The sequence below is a fragment of the Sphingomonas sp. IC-11 genome, assembly GCF_021043365.1.
Lineage (GTDB): Bacteria > Pseudomonadota > Alphaproteobacteria > Sphingomonadales > Sphingomonadaceae > Sphingomonas.
The window spans coordinates 1,398,310-1,413,681 of record NZ_JAJNDU010000001.1 but is presented as its reverse complement, the minus strand read 5'-3'; the positions used below and the strand labels follow the sequence as shown (position 1 = coordinate 1,413,681).

The 15,372-nt window shown below is 62.1% G+C and carries 15 protein-coding genes; 13 read left to right on the top strand and 2 right to left on the bottom strand.

The features are described from left to right. Window positions 1-16 precede the first annotated feature (16 nt). The gene (opgC, locus tag LQ954_RS06880) at window positions 17-1,222 is read right to left on the bottom strand and encodes an OpgC domain-containing protein (RefSeq protein ID WP_231022453.1); all 1,206 of its coding nucleotides are present in this window, start codon (window positions 1,220-1,222) and stop codon (window positions 17-19) included. Beyond that, window positions 1,150-2,370, bottom strand: coding sequence for an NADP-dependent isocitrate dehydrogenase (locus LQ954_RS06875; protein WP_227770196.1), 1,221 nt, complete (start codon window positions 2,368-2,370; stop codon window positions 1,150-1,152). Before LQ954_RS06875 ends, opgC begins: the two co-directional genes overlap by 73 nt. Window positions 2,371-2,485: 115 nt before the next feature. Between LQ954_RS06875 and LQ954_RS06870 the strand changes: the two genes are divergently transcribed. The 13 genes from LQ954_RS06870 (at window position 2,486) to LQ954_RS06815 (ending at window position 15,368) form a co-directional block, all read left to right on the top strand. Further along, a complete protein-coding gene (locus LQ954_RS06870) occupies window positions 2,486-3,220 on the top strand; it encodes a phosphatidylserine decarboxylase (RefSeq protein WP_227770197.1) in 735 nt (244 codons plus the stop codon). Then, entirely contained in the window at window positions 3,217-4,083 is an 867-nt protein-coding gene (locus tag LQ954_RS06865; RefSeq protein ID WP_227770198.1) for a CDP-alcohol phosphatidyltransferase family protein, read from the top strand. The genes LQ954_RS06870 and LQ954_RS06865 overlap by 4 nt, the downstream gene beginning before the upstream one ends. Window positions 4,084-4,584: 501 nt before the next feature. Next, the gene (gene rpsB / locus LQ954_RS06860; RefSeq protein WP_227770199.1) at window positions 4,585-5,391 is read left to right on the top strand and encodes a 30S ribosomal protein S2; all 807 of its coding nucleotides are present in this window, start codon (window positions 4,585-4,587) and stop codon (window positions 5,389-5,391) included. Between the two features lie 165 nt (window positions 5,392-5,556). Next, window positions 5,557-6,510 carry a translation elongation factor Ts gene (tsf, locus tag LQ954_RS06855; protein ID WP_231022452.1) on the top strand — a complete coding sequence of 318 codons (954 nt, stop codon included), beginning with the start codon at window positions 5,557-5,559 and terminating at the stop codon, window positions 6,508-6,510. A gap of 233 nt (window positions 6,511-6,743) precedes the next feature. After that, window positions 6,744-7,487: a UMP kinase gene (gene pyrH, locus LQ954_RS06850; RefSeq protein ID WP_231022451.1), complete on the top strand. Its 744-nt coding sequence runs from the start codon at window positions 6,744-6,746 to the stop codon at window positions 7,485-7,487. Next, the gene (frr, locus tag LQ954_RS06845) at window positions 7,474-8,031 is read left to right on the top strand and encodes a ribosome recycling factor (RefSeq protein WP_227770202.1); all 558 of its coding nucleotides are present in this window, start codon (window positions 7,474-7,476) and stop codon (window positions 8,029-8,031) included. Before pyrH ends, frr begins: the two co-directional genes overlap by 14 nt. Next, entirely contained in the window at window positions 8,028-8,153 is a 126-nt protein-coding gene (locus LQ954_RS16120) for a hypothetical protein (RefSeq protein WP_269142135.1), read from the top strand. The genes frr and LQ954_RS16120 overlap by 4 nt, the downstream gene beginning before the upstream one ends. A gap of 35 nt (window positions 8,154-8,188) precedes the next feature. Continuing rightward, window positions 8,189-8,866 carry a polyprenyl diphosphate synthase gene (uppS, locus tag LQ954_RS06840; RefSeq protein WP_231022737.1) on the top strand — a complete coding sequence of 226 codons (678 nt, stop codon included), beginning with the start codon at window positions 8,189-8,191 and terminating at the stop codon, window positions 8,864-8,866. Between the two features lie 47 nt (window positions 8,867-8,913). After that, window positions 8,914-9,669 (top strand): phosphatidate cytidylyltransferase, encoded by a 756-nt coding sequence (locus LQ954_RS06835; protein ID WP_231022736.1) that lies wholly within the window; start codon window positions 8,914-8,916, stop codon window positions 9,667-9,669. Next, a complete protein-coding gene (locus LQ954_RS06830; RefSeq protein ID WP_231022450.1) occupies window positions 9,666-10,823 on the top strand; it encodes a 1-deoxy-D-xylulose-5-phosphate reductoisomerase in 1,158 nt (385 codons plus the stop codon). The genes LQ954_RS06835 and LQ954_RS06830 overlap by 4 nt, the downstream gene beginning before the upstream one ends. Then, window positions 10,820-11,953, top strand: coding sequence for a M50 family metallopeptidase (locus tag LQ954_RS06825; protein WP_227770204.1), 1,134 nt, complete (start codon window positions 10,820-10,822; stop codon window positions 11,951-11,953). Before LQ954_RS06830 ends, LQ954_RS06825 begins: the two co-directional genes overlap by 4 nt. Window positions 11,954-12,009: 56 nt before the next feature. After that, on the top strand, window positions 12,010-14,724 hold the full coding sequence (bamA, locus tag LQ954_RS06820) for an outer membrane protein assembly factor BamA (RefSeq protein WP_443026603.1): 2,715 nt from the start codon (window positions 12,010-12,012) through the stop codon (window positions 14,722-14,724). Further along, window positions 14,724-15,368 carry an OmpH family outer membrane protein gene (locus LQ954_RS06815; RefSeq protein WP_227770205.1) on the top strand — a complete coding sequence of 215 codons (645 nt, stop codon included), beginning with the start codon at window positions 14,724-14,726 and terminating at the stop codon, window positions 15,366-15,368. The genes bamA and LQ954_RS06815 overlap by 1 nt, the downstream gene beginning before the upstream one ends. Window positions 15,369-15,372: the final 4 nt, after the last annotated feature.

Below are 15,372 nucleotides of genomic sequence, written 5' to 3'. Positions count from 1 at the left end.
ACTTTCCTTGCCTCGATCAAGTTCGATTGTCAGTAGCGCGATGCCGATGTCGTGGTTTTCGTGCGCTTTCCCGCCACCATGCGACCAACGCTGTCAGCGTCACCGCAGTAAGAACCGACAGATAGTAAACGAGGTGACCGCCGCCGGCCCGGTCCCAAGTAAGCGCCAGCACATAGGTTGCGAGTACACCGGCAGCGAAGCAGTCCAAGCTGTGACGGCCGATGGTGGCAAGCATCCTTGCTGGCGGCGTATGCAGGAGCCGCCGCGCGGCGGTAAGCAGTGCGGTATATAACATCAGGACCAATATCGCGTGGCCTAGCCGCAGCAGGTGAAGGCCGTACCGCGGCGTCAGCCATTCTGGCGCTGGGGCTTCCCACGTCTTCAGGAGCGCTCCAGCCAGGAACAGGAAAACGAACAGCACCAATGGTGTGCGGTGGGTCTCCAGCCACCGAAACAGGGCCAGGTGCAAGCGTCGCGCGCCCAGCGCCATGGGAACAAAGAAAATCACCTGCCAGCTTAGCAGCTTTAATATGCCGTCGTCGGTGGCAGTAGGCGAGCCGTCGATGCGCTTGATCGTCAGGATCTGAGCTACAACGTAAATAGTGGCAGATGCTGCGATCACGACCCGGGGCGATCGGGCGTGGATGACAATCGCGAGCGGCGCGATCAACATAAGGGTGACGTAAAGGAGGAGGATGTCGAGAAGCCGCGGCGCCTGCTGCAGCGCTCCCATGCGAACGATTGCGTTCAGCGGATCATTCACGAGATCGTTGAAGCGCCAAAAGTCTAGCTCGATAGCCGACATGAGAAAAGCCAGCGGAAAGACCGCTGCCAATAGTGCGAAATTGTAAAGCCAGAGCGTTGCGGCGCGCTTGAGGACGGCGAGGATTGGCTGCGGCCGGGCGAGATAGACCAAGCCAACCATATAACCTGACAGGATGACGAACAGCTCGGCAGCCGTCGAATAACCATACCGCGTCGGTGTCGGAAAAAGTCCGGAAGTAAGGCCGCCTGCCTCCGCGACTTGGCTGAGATGATTGATGACAATCGTTAGAAGCGCGCAGCCGCGAAGAATGTCGATCCGCGGCTCGCGAGCAATGACAGCTCCCGGCGATGTGCCGGGAGCTGCATTGTGGGGTGGGGCGGAGCTTATGCCCAGGCCGCCATCTTGTTCTCGAGGTTGACGCGAACCGCTTCGAAGAATTGCTCGGTCGTCATCCACTTCTGGTCCGGGCCGATCAGGATCGCGAGATCCTTGGTCATGTCGCCATTCTCGACGGTTTCGATGCAGACCTGCTCCAGCGTCTCGGCAAAGCGGGTGACGTCCGGAGTATCGTCGAACTTGCCGCGGAACTTCAGGCCGCCAGTCCACGCGAAGATGGAAGCGATCGGGTTCGTCGAGGTCGCCTTGCCCTGCTGATGCTGGCGATAGTGGCGCGTCACGGTGCCGTGCGCCGCCTCGGCCTCGATCGTCTTGCCGTCCGGGGTCATCAGCACCGATGTCATGAGGCCCAGCGAGCCGAAGCCCTGCGCGACCTGATCGGACTGTACGTCGCCGTCATAGTTCTTGCAGGCCCAGACGAACTCACCGTTCCACTTCAGCGCCGATGCGACCATGTCGTCGATCAGGCGGTGCTCGTAGGTGATGCCGAGCTCCTTGAACTTTTCTACGAACTCTGCCTCGTAAACCTCGGCAAAGATGTCCTTAAAGCGACCGTCATACGCTTTAAGGATCGTGTTCTTGGTGCTGAGATAGACCGGCCAGTTGCGATTGATGCCGTAGTTCAGCGACGCCCGGGCGAAGTCACGGATCGACTCGTCAAGGTTGTACATGCCCATGGCGACACCAGCGCCCGGGAAGTCGAACACCTCATGCTCGATTTCCTGGCCGTCCTCGCCCGTCCATTTCATGGTCAGCTTGCCGGCGCCGGGCACCTTGAAGTCCGTCGCGCGATACTGATCGCCGAATGCGTGACGACCGACCACGATCGGGTGCGTCCAGCCCGGAATGAGGCGGGGGACATTCTTGATCACGATCGGCTCGCGGAAAACGACGCCGCCCAGGATGTTGCGGATCGTGCCATTTGGCGACTTCCACATCTTCTTGAGGCCGAATTCTTCGACACGGGCTTCGTCCGGCGTGATGGTGGCGCACTTCACGCCGACGCCATACTTCTGGATCGCTTTGGCACTGTCGACCGTCACCTTGTCGTCGGTGGCGTCGCGATGCTCCATGCCGAGGTCGTAATAGTCGAGATCGATGTCGAGGTACGGCTTGATCAGGCGCTCACGAATCCATTCCCAGATGATCCGCGTCATTTCGTCGCCGTCGATCTCCACGACGGGCGTTTTCACCTTGATCTTCGCCATTGTTCGTTTCCTTTGAGGGAGGTTCTGGCGCGGTCGATACGGGTAAGGGGGCGGGGGATCAACCATCGGTACGCCCGCGTTGTGCGCATTGGCTCCCCCCGCTACACGAGGCCGCATGCCTTCATTGCCGAAACCCGAAGAACAGGGTCTGCCTGTAACTACCACTGTCAGGTGGCGCTTCCCAGCAGTCCATCCCGAAGGGCAGAAGTTCGCCGCCATCGCGTTCGGTATCACGCTGTTGATGACCATTGTTCATAGCGTGTTTTTCTGGCCGCTTCTGGGGATCACGATCTGGGTGGCGGCGTTCTTCCGTGATCCGGTCCGCACGACGCCCCGGGGTGAGGATCTGATCGTTTCTCCCGCAGATGGATTGGTAACGATGATCGCGGAGGTGCCAGTACCTCGCGAACTCGCCGCGGATCTTGGTGCAACGCATCTTACCCGGGTGTCGGTCTTCATGAGTGTCTTCGACGTGCATATCAACCGTTCGCCGATCGCCGGCACGATCCGGCAGGTGGTCTATATCTCCGGCAAGTTCCTGAACGCCGATCTCGACAAAGCGTCGGAGGAGAATGAGCGGCAGCACTTCGTCGTGGAAGGTCATGACGGCCGCCGGGTTGGGTTCACCCAGATCGCCGGCTTGGTGGCGCGGCGGATCATCGGCTTCGCCAAGGTCGGAGACATGGTGGCCGCGGGCCAGCGCGTCGGCTTGATCCGCTTCGGAAGCCGCGTCGACGTCTATCTGCCCGCAGGCTATGCTCCACAGGTGGCACTGGGCCAGCGGACAATCGCCGGCGAAACCGTTCTGGCCCGCGCGGGATTGTCGCCTGTATCCGGAGTTGCACAATGAGGCGCCCAATACGTCCGCGGCGGGGCCTTCCGCTGCGCGCCGTCGCTCCCAATGCCATTACCGCCTTGGCGCTATGCTCTGGTCTCAGCGGCGTGCAGTTCGCGATCAAGGCCCGCATGATGGAGAATGATCTGGCATTGCTGCGCGGTGCGGAGCTGGCGGCGCTCGCAGATCGCGTTGCAACCCACTGGCAACTGGCGGTCGCCTTTGTTCTTATCGCCGGTCTTTTGGACGGGATCGACGGGCGCATTGCGCGTCTGCTTCACGGTGAGAGTCGCTTCGGGGCGGAGCTCGATTCTCTCGCGGACGCGATTTCCTTTGGTGTGTCGCCCGCGTTGATTCTTTACCTGTGGTCGCTGTCGTCCTTGCCGCGGTTCGGCTGGATTGCCGCCTTGATGCTGGCAGTGTTCGCAGCGTTACGCCTTGCGCGTTTCAATGCGAATATCGATGCGGACGATCAGCCACATAAGTCTGCTGGCTTCCTTACCGGCGTCCCGGCGCCAGCCGGCGCTGGATTGGCCCTGCTGCCCATGTTCTTGTGGTTCTGGACGGAGGAGCCGGCGCTGCGATCGCCCTATATCGTCGCGCCGTGGACGGTTCTTTCTGCCTTGCTGATGGTGTCGAGCCTGGCCACTTGGTCGTGGTCTTCGCTTCGCCTGCGCAGGAACATTCGCTTCGAGGCTCTGGCCCTTGTGGTCATCGTGGCCGCGGCAGCCGTGACCGCACCTTGGCACACCGTGAGCGCAATCAGCATCGCCTATCTGCTGGCGCTGCCATTCAGCATCGCCAGCTATGCACGAGTTAAGCGGCTGCGCGCGTCCGGTATGCAGGCGCAGGCCGCGCCTGTGCCGCCCAACGCCTGACGGCGATACGCTGCTCTGCGCGAACCAGGGCAGCCAGCGGCTGATGATCTGCCGGCGCTTGCCTGCGCAACGCGCTAACAATTCTGTCAAAACGAGGAATGATGGTCGTCGCAAGAGCATAGGCTGAAACTGCGAACGCGCCGATAAAAATCGCGAAACTCACAACCGCCATCATTGTCTGCCTCCATGGCACTTGCGAACCATAGCGCGCAAACCGCTGAAAAGACCTGCTGTTCCACTTTCCACCCAAAATGCACCATTGGGCTTTGCTGCGTGGACCGGCATTTCCTACTCGCGTTCGGCTAGGTTCCCTCTCTGTTCTTGCGTTTGTTCCACGTATGTTCGTGCGGGTCAAGCGGTATCAAGCCGCTTGTGCGTGGACGGATGTTTCGGTAAGGGCGCGGGCCTCAACTCCGCATGGGAAGTACAACTACCGGTGCGCTGGCCTTTCAGGCTTGCGCCATCCGCTTCCCAGAGGCCTAACCGGAAGGAATAAAGATTATGGCGGCACCTGTCGTCACGATGCAGCAGCTTATCGAAACCGGCGCGCACTTCGGCCACCAGACCCACCGCTGGAACCCAAAGATGAAGCCGTATCTGTTCGGCGAGCGCAATGGCGTCCACATCATCGACCTGTCTCAGACCGTGCCGCTCTTTGCGCGTGCGCTTGAGTTCATCAGCTCGACCGTCGCGTCGGGCGGCAAGGTGCTGTTCGTAGGCACCAAGCGTCAGGCGCAGGAGCCGGTTGCCGACGCGGCGCGTCGTGCCGGCCAGCACTTCGTCAACCATCGTTGGCTGGGCGGCATGCTCACCAACTGGAAGACGATCTCCAACTCGATCAAGCGTCTGAAGGCTCTTGAAGAGCAGCTGTCAGGCAACACCGCCGGCCTCACCAAGAAGGAAGTGCTGCAGCTCACCCGTGAGCGCGACAAGCTTGAGATGAGCCTGGGCGGCATCCGCGACATGGGCGGCATTCCCGACATCATGTTCGTGATCGACGCGAACAAGGAAGAGCTCGCGATCAAGGAAGCCAACACCCTCGGCATCCCGGTCGTTGCGATCCTCGATTCGAACGTGTCTCCAGACGGCATCGCGTTCCCGGTCCCCGCGAACGACGACGCAAGCCGTGCCATCTGGCTGTACTGCGAGGCGGTTGCGATCGCCGCAACCCGCGGCAACGCAGAGCAGCAGCGCCGTGGCGGCGTTGACTTCGGTGCCATGGCCGAGCCGCCTGCGGAGGAAGCGCTGGGCAGCGACCCGGTGGTTGCCACTGCGGGTGCAGAGGAATCGCGCCAGATCGACGCGTAAGACTGCGGCTTCGACAAGCCACTCACCTTTTCGTGCCGAGTTTGTCGAAGCACTGTCTCTTTCCTGCAATGCTGCGGAGAGAAGGGCGGTACTTCGGCGGGCTCGGCACGAGCGGTTTCATACGGGCTGATCCCACCTCACGGGATCCACAGGAAGGATTACACGATGGCCGATATCACGGCAGCGATGGTCAAGGACCTGCGCGAGAAGAGCGGTGCAGGCATGATGGACTGCAAGAAGGCGCTGAACGAGACTGGCGGCGACATGGACGCTGCGCTCGATTGGCTCCGCACGAAGGGCCTGGCAGCGGCTGCGAAGAAGTCCAGCCGTACCGCGGCCGAGGGCTTGGTGGGCATCGCTACCAGCGGCACCAAGGGCGCGGCGGTTGAGGTGAACTCGGAAACCGACTTTGTCGCCAAGAACGACCAGTTCCAGGATTTCGTTCGTGAAGTGACGCAGATCGCCCTCGCCACTGGCGGCGATGTCGACTCGCTCAAGGGCGAGAAGATGCCATCGGGCACGACCGTTGAGGAAGTGCTGACCAACAACATTGCAACGATCGGTGAAAACCAGTCGCTCCGTCGTTCGAAGCGCCTCGAAGTCTCGAAGGGTGCGGTTGTCGGCTACGTGCACAACCAGCAGGCGCCGGGCCTCGGCAAGATTGGCGTTCTCGTGGCGCTTGAGAGCGAAGCTTCGGATGAGGTGCTTCAGAGCCTCGGCAAGCAGCTGGCAATGCACGTTGCCGCGGCGTTCCCGAAGGCGCTGAACGAGGAAGACCTGGACGAGGCCGAGATCGAGCGTGAGCGCGCGATTGCCGCCGAAAAGGCAGGCGAGAGTGGCAAGCCGGCCGACATCATCGCTAAGATGGTCGAGGGTTCGATTGCGAAGTACCGCAAGGAGCATGCGCTGGTCAGCCAGCTGTTCGTGATGGACGGCAAGACCCGCATCAGCGACGTCGTTGCCAAGGCGGGCAAGGACGCTGGCACTCCGATCGTTCTGAAGGACTATGTCCGCTTCCAGCTGGGCGAGGGCATTGAGAAGGAAGCGTCGGACTTCGCTGCTGAAGTTGCTGCGGCTTCGGGCGTGCCGCAGAACAAGCAGGCGGAGCCGACCGCCTGATCATTCCGGGCGACGGCCAGCCGTCGCTCGACGATCAACATCCCGGTCTCGCCCGGAGATCTGCTCAGACGGTCGCTACGCAGTGACTGGGGAGCTGATTTCCGGAGTGAGGCCGGGATCATTTTTGTCGGTCAGGCAGCGCTTTGGAATTGAGGTTCCGCGACGTAGTGGTTGCGACCCTTGCGGGGCTTCCCTAAGGTTCCCGCCGCCCGACCTCAGCCGTATCGGATCAAATGACCAGCCCTCGTTACAAACGAATCCTCCTGAAGCTTTCGGGCGAAGTTCTGATGGGGGCAGATGGCCTAGCCATTGATCCCGCCGTGACTGGCCGTGTTGCCGAGGAGATCGCCGACGTTAAGGCTCAAGGATATGAGCTTTGCGTGGTGGTCGGTGGAGGCAACATCTTCCGCGGGCTCGCTGCTGCTGCCAAGGGCTTCGAACGGGCGACCGCCGATTATATGGGCATGTTGGCGACGGTCATGAACGCGCTGGCGGTCCAGAATGCGTTGGAGCAGATCGGCGTTGATACCCGTGTCCAATCGGCAATTCCGATGCAGTCGGTTTGCGAGCCGTTCATTCGCCGCCGCGCTGTCCGTCACTTGGAGAAGAACAGGGTCGTGATCTTTGCGGCTGGGGTCGGTTCGCCGTTCTTCACCACAGACAGCGGTGCGGCCTTGCGTGCGGCGGAGATGAACTGTGACGCATTGTTCAAGGGCACGAGCGTTGACGGGATTTACGACGCGGACCCGAAGCAGGTGCCGAACGCAACGCGTTACGAGACGATTTCGTACGACACCGTTCTGTCCAAGAACCTCAAGGTGATGGATGCGAGTGCGGTAGCATTGTGCCGCGATTCGAATATCCCGATCGTCGTCTTCAACATTCGCGAGCACGGCAATTTTGCTGACGTGCTGCAGGGCGAGGGCGTATCGACGATCGTAATGAACGAACAGGAGATGATCGATGCCCGCGTATGACAAAGCGGATCTGGAGCGCCGGATGGCTGGCGCGGTGGAAGCGCTGAAGAGCGATCTGGCTGGTCTTCGTACTGGCCGCGCGTCCACCGCGTTGCTCGATCCCGTGACGGTTGAAGTCTATGGCTCGCATATGCCGCTGAACCAGGTGGCAACGGTTTCCGTCCCGGAGCCGCGGATGCTTTCCGTGCAGGTGTGGGACAAGAGCAACGTCAGCCCAGTGGAAAAGGCGATCCGATCGGCGGGTCTCGGCCTCAATCCAATCAATGATGGCCAGACGCTGCGTTTGCCGATCCCTGATCTCACCGAGGAGCGCCGCAAGGAACTCGCGAAGCTTGCCGGATCCTATGCCGAAAAGGCGAAAGTGGCGGTTCGTAATGTCCGGCGCGACGGCATGGATAGCTTGAAGACCGACGAGAAGAAGGGCGTCTTTGGCGAAGATGAACGCAAGCGGCACGAGGTCGAGGTGCAGAAGCTGACCGACGCCACGATCGCGGACATCGACGCGGCCGCTAGCGCCAAGGAAAAGGAAATCCTGGGCAAGTGAGTTCGGGACTTTCAGGTTCCTTTCTGCGCGCCGCCGTGGAGCTGACGCTGGCCGACGCGGTGCAGGCTTTGTGCCCGTTGCCTGTCGCCGGCAACAATGCGGGCGGGAACCTGTTCCTGTGAGTGTTGCGCCAGCGCTCCAAGCGGGCAACCTCAATATGCCGCGTCATGTCGCCATCATCATGGATGGCAACGGACGATGGGCCAAGAAGCGCCTGCTGCCCCGCGCTGCCGGTCATAAGGCTGGCGTAGAGGCGGTGCGACGCGTGACACGTCACGCGCGCGCCATCGGCATCGAAGCGCTGACGATCTATGCCTTCTCTTCCGAAAACTGGCGTCGCCCGGAGGAGGAGATCGGCGATCTAATGGGTCTGCTGCGGTTGTTCATTCGCAGCGACCTTGCAGAACTTGTTCGTGAAAACGTCCGACTCAAGATCCTTGGCGACTACCGGCGCTTCCCTGGCGACGTAGTTGCGCTGATCGACGACGCGCTGGCGCGCTGTTCCGCGAATACGGGCCCGATCCTGGCGATTGCGTTGAACTATGGTGCGCAGGCGGAACTCGTACGTGCCGCGCGCCGGCTGGCGGAGCGCTTGCCGCCCGAACAGATCGACGCGGCAGCTATAGAGGCTGAACTCGAGACCCGCGACATGCCGCCGTTGGATCTTTTGATCCGGACGTCGGGTGAGCATCGCCTGTCCAACTTCCTTCTGTGGCAGGCCGCTTACGCCGAGCTGCTGTTTGTCGACACGCTTTGGCCGGATTTTGGCGCGTCCGATCTGGACGAAGCAGTCGCTGCGTTTGGCACCCGCAACCGGCGGTTTGGAGGCTTGTGACTGCTCCCGACGCCAAGTTCCGTACGCCATCCAATCTGCGGCTGCGGATGATCGCCAGCGTGGCAATGATCGCCGTGGCAACCGCAGCGCTCTGGTTTGGTGGTATCGCCTTCTGGCTGCTGGCGGTGGTGGTCGCACTGTTCATGATGGCGGAATGGTCGGACCTTCAGAAGGTCTCGCCACGTGAAAAGCGGATCGCTCAATACGGCTTGTCGGTTCCGCTGGCGGTGATGGCGCCTGCGTCGCTGGTGCTGGAGGAGCATGACTTCTTCTCGCTGGGTCTGCTGGCCGGCGCTGCCTTCTTCGTCGCCATTGTCACCCGGCGCTCGGCTTTGGGTAAGGGTGTCGTTTATTGCGGGCTTCCGGTGCTCGCTCTCGTGTTCCTGCGCCGGCAGGATGAAGGTCTGCTGTTCGCCTTCTGGGCCCTGGCGCTCGTCTGGGCGACAGACATCGGTGCCTTCTTTGCTGGGCGCTCGATTGGCGGGCCGAAGCTCGCGCCAAAGCTCTCACCTAACAAGACCTGGGCCGGGTTGATCGGGGGCGTGGCGGCGGCAACTATCCTCGCGCTGATCTTGCATGTCCGCTATGGCCTTCCCTGGCGCATGACCCTGGGAACTCCCCTGCTGGCTGTCCTGGCGCAAGGAGGAGATCTGTATGAAAGTTGGCTCAAGCGGCAGGCGGGCGTGAAGGATTCGGGTAATATCCTGCCGGGTCACGGTGGGGTTCTCGACCGGCTCGATGGTGTCGTTCCAGTCGCTCCGGTGGCCGCCTTTCTCGTGATCGCGCCCTATCTTTACCGATGAAGACAATCACTGTTCTTGGCGCGACCGGGTCGGTCGGCACATCGACGCTCGACCTGATCGAGCGTTCGCCTGACGCATTTCGGGTCGTTGCGCTTACCGCAAATAGCGACGTTGAGCGGCTTGCCTCGGCTGCGCTGCGCACGCGAGCGCGCCGCGCTGTGGTTGCAGACGAAGCACGCCTTCCGGCGCTGCGTGATGCACTGGCAGGCAGCGGGATCGAGGCGGCTGGCGGTGATGCAGCGGTGGCCGAAGCCGCGGCGATGGGCGCCGAGGTCACGGTCGCAGCAATCGTCGGTTGTGCCGGTCTCAGGCCGGCGATGGCTGCGGTGGAGCAGGGCGGTACCCTGGCGCTCGCGAACAAGGAGGCGCTGGTATCGGCCGGCGACGTGATGAACGCTGCGGTTCAGCGTAGTGGCGCGACACTGCTTCCGGTCGACAGCGAGCATAGCGCCATTTTTCAGTGCCTTGACGCGCGTCTTGCCGGGCGGGTCAGCCGCATCGTGCTTACCGCCAGTGGCGGGCCGTTCCGCGATCGCTCCCTGGAAGACATGCGGGCCATCACGCCGGCTCAGGCTGTAGCGCATCCGAACTGGTCGATGGGGGCCAAGATCTCGGTCGACTCCGCGACGATGATGAACAAGGGGCTCGAACTTATCGAGGCCTACCACCTGTTCCCCGTTGCGTCGGAGCAGATCGAGATTGTTGTGCATCGACAATCGGTGATCCACTCCATGGTCGAATATGTCGACGGATCGGTTCTTGCCCAACTCGGCACGCCCGATATGCGCACGCCCATCGCTTATGCGCTCGCCTGGCCGGATCGCATGGCAACGCCTGGCGAGAGGCTGGACCTGGTCCGTGTCGGGCGTCTGGACTTCGAGGCCCCCGATGAGGAGCGTTTCCCGGCGCTTCGTCTCGCGCGAGAGGCGCTGGAGGCAGGCGGCGCCCGTCCGGCCATCTTGAACGCGGCCAATGAAGTGGCGGTTGATGCCTTTTTGAAGGGGCGCGTCGGTTACCTCGAAATTGCCGCAATCGTCGCCGATACCTTGGAACGCTTTGATCCGCTCGCTCCCTCGTCGCTCGACGCGGTTCTCAATGTGGATCGCGAGGCGAGGGCACTGGCGGAAGAGCGTGTGAAGGATCGCGTCGCTTGATCGAAACTCCTGGCCTGCCGCTGACGCTGCTCGCCTTCGTATTGGTAATCGGGCCGCTCGTGTTCGTGCACGAGATGGGGCATTATCTGGCCGCTCGCTGGTTCGGGGTGAAGTCCGACGTGTTCTCGATTGGCTTTGGCCGCGAGATTGCCGGCTGGACCGACAAGCGTGGGACGCGCTGGAAGATCGGATGGATGCCGCTGGGCGGCTATGTCCGCTTCGCCGGAGACATGAACGCGGTGAGCCAGCCCTCAGCGGAGTGGCTGTCGCTGCCGGCCGAAGAGCGTAATCGCACGTTTCAGGCGAAACCGGTCTGGCAGAGGGCGATCATCGTCGCGGCTGGCCCGATCGTCAATTTCTTGATTGCCATGCTGATCCTGGGCGGCTTCGCCCTCGCATTTGGTGATACCCGCACGCCTCCGGTCGTCGGAACGGTAGTCCAGGGAAGTGCTGCCGCACGGGCAGGGCTGCAGGCCGGCGACCGCATCACTCGGTTGGGCGATCGCGAGATCGCGATTTTCGAGGACATGCTGTCCTACACCCGGATCCATCCGGGCGAGGTGACGCAGGTTACGTTCGAGCGCGCCGGTGAGCAGCTGACGCGTCCGGTGACCATCGGGGTTCAGCAACAGGTCGACCGCTTCGGCAACAGCTACCGTATCGGCATGCTGGGCATTGCCCGAGGGGAGCGAGTGTCTGTGCCGGTGAGCCTGCTGGAGGCGCCGGGCATCGCAGTTCGGCGGACGGGCGAGATCGTTTCCATGATGGTGGAAACGATCGGTCAGATCATCTCCGGTCGCCGCTCGGTGAAGGAGCTGGGCGGTCCGCTGTCGATTGCAAAGGTGTCGGGTGAGCAGATCACCCTTGGCCCGGAAGCCTTCGTCTTTCTGATCGCGCTGGTGTCCATCAATCTGGGGTTCATCAACCTGCTGCCAGTTCCCATGCTGGATGGCGGTCATTTGCTCTTCTACGCGATTGAGGCAGTGCGCCGGCGTCCGGTCGGGCCGGATGCACAGGAATGGGCGTTTCGCGGCGGTCTGGCGGCGATCCTCGGCCTCATGCTGCTGGTGACCTTCAATGATCTGGGGAATTTCGGCCTTTGGCGCAGCCTCGCCCGCTTGATCGGTTGACGATTCAAGGGCAGGGCGCTGCGCTCACGGGCTTGTTTGGGCTTACCGGGGTGGATTTGGTGACTGTATTGAACACTTCGTTTGCTCGACCGCGCGCGGCTGCGCTTCTGCTTGGCTGCACGATGCTTGCGGGCGTTCCGTCCATGGCGGCAGCGCAGCAGAGCACGTCTGCCCAGCCTCAGGTGCAGCAGGCCGCGCCAGCGGTCGCGCCTCCGGTCGAGCGCGTGATTCGGTCGCTGCGCGTCGAAGGCTCGCAGCGCATCGAGCCGGATACCGCGCTTAGCTACACCAAGCTTCGGGTCGGACAGACGTACACCAACGAAGCGCTCGATCAGGCGATCAAGGACCTATACGCCAGCGACTTGTTTGCTGACGTGACGGTGTCCGGCGCGGAAACCGGCGACATCGTTCTTCGCGTACGGGAAAACCCGATCATCAATCGGGTCATCCTCGAGGGCAACAAGCGCCTGAAAGAGGACAAGATTACCAAGGAGATCCGGCTTAAGCCGCGCCAGGTCTTCACCCGCTCGGCCGTTCGCCAGGATGTCGCCCGCATCGTGGAGCTATACCGCCGCCAGGGCCGGTTTGGCGCGAGTGTCGAGCCCAAGATGGTGTCGCTCGATCAGAACCGCGTCGACGTGGTCTTCGAGATCAGCGAAGGCCCCAAGTCCAAGGTTCGGCAGATCAACATCATCGGCAACGAGGTGTTCGACGACGACAAGCTGCGTGAGCAGATGGCGACTAAGCAGGCACGGCTTTTCCGCCTGCTGTCGTCCAACACCACCTACGACCAGGATCGTTTGGCGTACGACCAGCAGAAGCTGCGCCAATTCTATCTGACCGAGGGCTATGCCGACTTCCGCGTCACGAGCGCGGTGGCCGAGCTGACGCCGGACAAGGAAGACTTCATCATCACCTACGTGGTGGAGGAAGGCCCTCGTTATAAATTCGGTGACGTCACCGTCGACAGCGACATTCGCGACTTCGACGACAAGGCGCTGGCCAAGACGCTCGCTGTGAAGAAGGGCGACTGGTACAACGCGAAGCTGGTCGAAGACACCGTCGACAGCCTCAGCCAGACGACGGGCCTGTTCGGCTACGCCTTCACGGAGATCAATCCGGAGTTCCAGCGCGATCGTGAATCGCTCACCATGTCCATCAACTTCCACATCGCGGAAGCGAAGCGGACCTACGTTGAGCGGGTCGACATCACGGGCAACACGCAAACTCAGGACAAGGTGATCCGCCGCGAGATCCGCCTTGCGGAAGGCGACGCGTTCAACAGCTTCCAGGTGCGTCGTTCGCAGGATCGCATCAACAGCCTGGGATATTTCCAGGACAAGTTCGAGATTAAGCAGACGCCAGGCACGGGACCTGATCGCGTCATCCTCGGCGCGAACGTCGAAGAGCGTGCGACCGGTGAGCTTCAGTTGTCGGCCGGCTTCTCGAGCCTCGAACGCTTCATTCTGCAGTTCAACCTGACCCAGCGTAATTTCCGCGGCAAGGGCCAGGAACTTCGCTTCGGCGTGAACTATTCGAGCTATTCGAAGTCGATCGAGGCCGGGTTCACCGAACCTTATCTATTCGACAAGAACATCGCGGTCGGCGTTGATGTGTTCCGCCGCGACTACAATGCCTTCAACTTCATCAATAACAATCGTGAGACGACCTACAGCCAGGTGTCGACCGGCTTCCAGGTGCGCGCTGGCGTTCCGCTGACCGAATATTGGTCTTTGTCGGCGCGTTATGGCCTGTCCTATGATGAAGTGAGCCTGGATCGCGATCAGTTCTTCCGGAACGGGCGGTGCGACCCGCTTCTTGCCGGGCGCTATCTGTGTGACGCTTTGGGCAACCGTCTGACCTCGTCCGTCGGCTATTCGTTGATCTACGACAGCCTCAACAGCCGCCTGCGTCCGACCGCTGGCCAACGCTTCACCTTCAGCCAGGACTTTGCGGGTCTTGGCGGCGATGTGAAGTATCTGCGCACCCGTGCCGATGCGGCGAAATATTGGGGGATTGGCGGCGGCTTCGTCCTCTCCGCGCTGGCGGAGGGCGGCTACATCCATCCGCTCGAGGATAGCCCGGACGAGGGCGTTGATCCGATCCGCATTACCGACCGCTTCTACCTTGGCGAGCCGCAGTTCCGCGGCTTCGACATCCGCGGCGTCGGGCCGCGCGTGCTGCGGCAATATTATACGACAAACGAGAGCGGCGCTCAGGTGCTGATCACGGATCGTGATCAAATCGTCGATGACGCACTTGGCGGCACGGCTTACTACCTCGGCCGTATCGAGCTCGAGATTCCGCTTGGTTCGGGCGCGCGTGAGCTTGGCCTCCGTCCGTCGGTCTATGTTCAGGCGGGCAGCTTGTTCAACATCACCCGTCCGCGTCCGACAGCGGTGTTCCCGACGACGACGGACGCAAATGGCAACACGATCGTGCTGCCGCTGCCGCAGACGGATACCGCTGGTAACCCGCTCTATTACTACACGAACCCGGCCGGGGTTCCGGTCACCACGACCTGCGCGGCTGGCATCCCCGATGCCAGCGGGAACTGCAATGGCATCATCCCGAATACCGCGCAGATCGCGTCGCAGCCGTTCAAGGAGAGCTTCCTCGGCAACTCGGCCAAGCCGCGTCTGTCGGTCGGCTTCGGCGTCAACTGGACCTCGCCATTCGGCCCGCTGCGCATCGACATCGCTCGCGCCCTGATCAAGCAGGAAGGCGACGACGACAAGCTTATTACCTTCAACGTAGGGACTCAGTTCTGATGACCAAGTTCAAGCACATGCTGCTCGCCGCAGCACTCGCGGCCCCGGTTGCGTTTTCCGCTGGTACCGCCACCGCGCAGGTGTCAGGCATCGCTGTCGCCAACCCGGAGCAGGCTGTTGCCAATTCCAAGGCCTGGACGACTGCCCGTTCGCAGATCCAGACGCAGTACAAGACCCAGCTCGATCAGGCGAACACGCGGCGCACCGCGATCCAGGCCGAGCTGCAGCCGCTGGTGACCGCCTATCAGACGGCCGCGCGGGCGCCTGGCGCAAGCGAAGCGTCGCTTCGTCCTCAGGCACAGGCCATTCAGACCAAGCAGCAGGCCGCTCAGCAGGAGCTCGCCCGTCTGACCGAGCCGGCTCAGCGTGCCGAAGCTTATGCGATTGAGCAGATCAGCGCGAAGCTGTCGGATGCGGTGCAGGCTGCCGTGCGCGCGCGCAACGTGACGCTGCTGCTGCGTCCCGAGGCTGCGCTCTATGCACAGCCCGCCGCTGATATCACCTCGGCGATTACCGCTGAACTCGACAAGTCGGTGCCGAGCGTCGGGATCACGCCGCCGGCAAACTGGCAGCCGGGCGGACAGGGTCAGGCACAGGCCGCGCCGGCAGCCCAGCCGCAGCGTAACCAGCCGCAGGGTCGCTGATCCC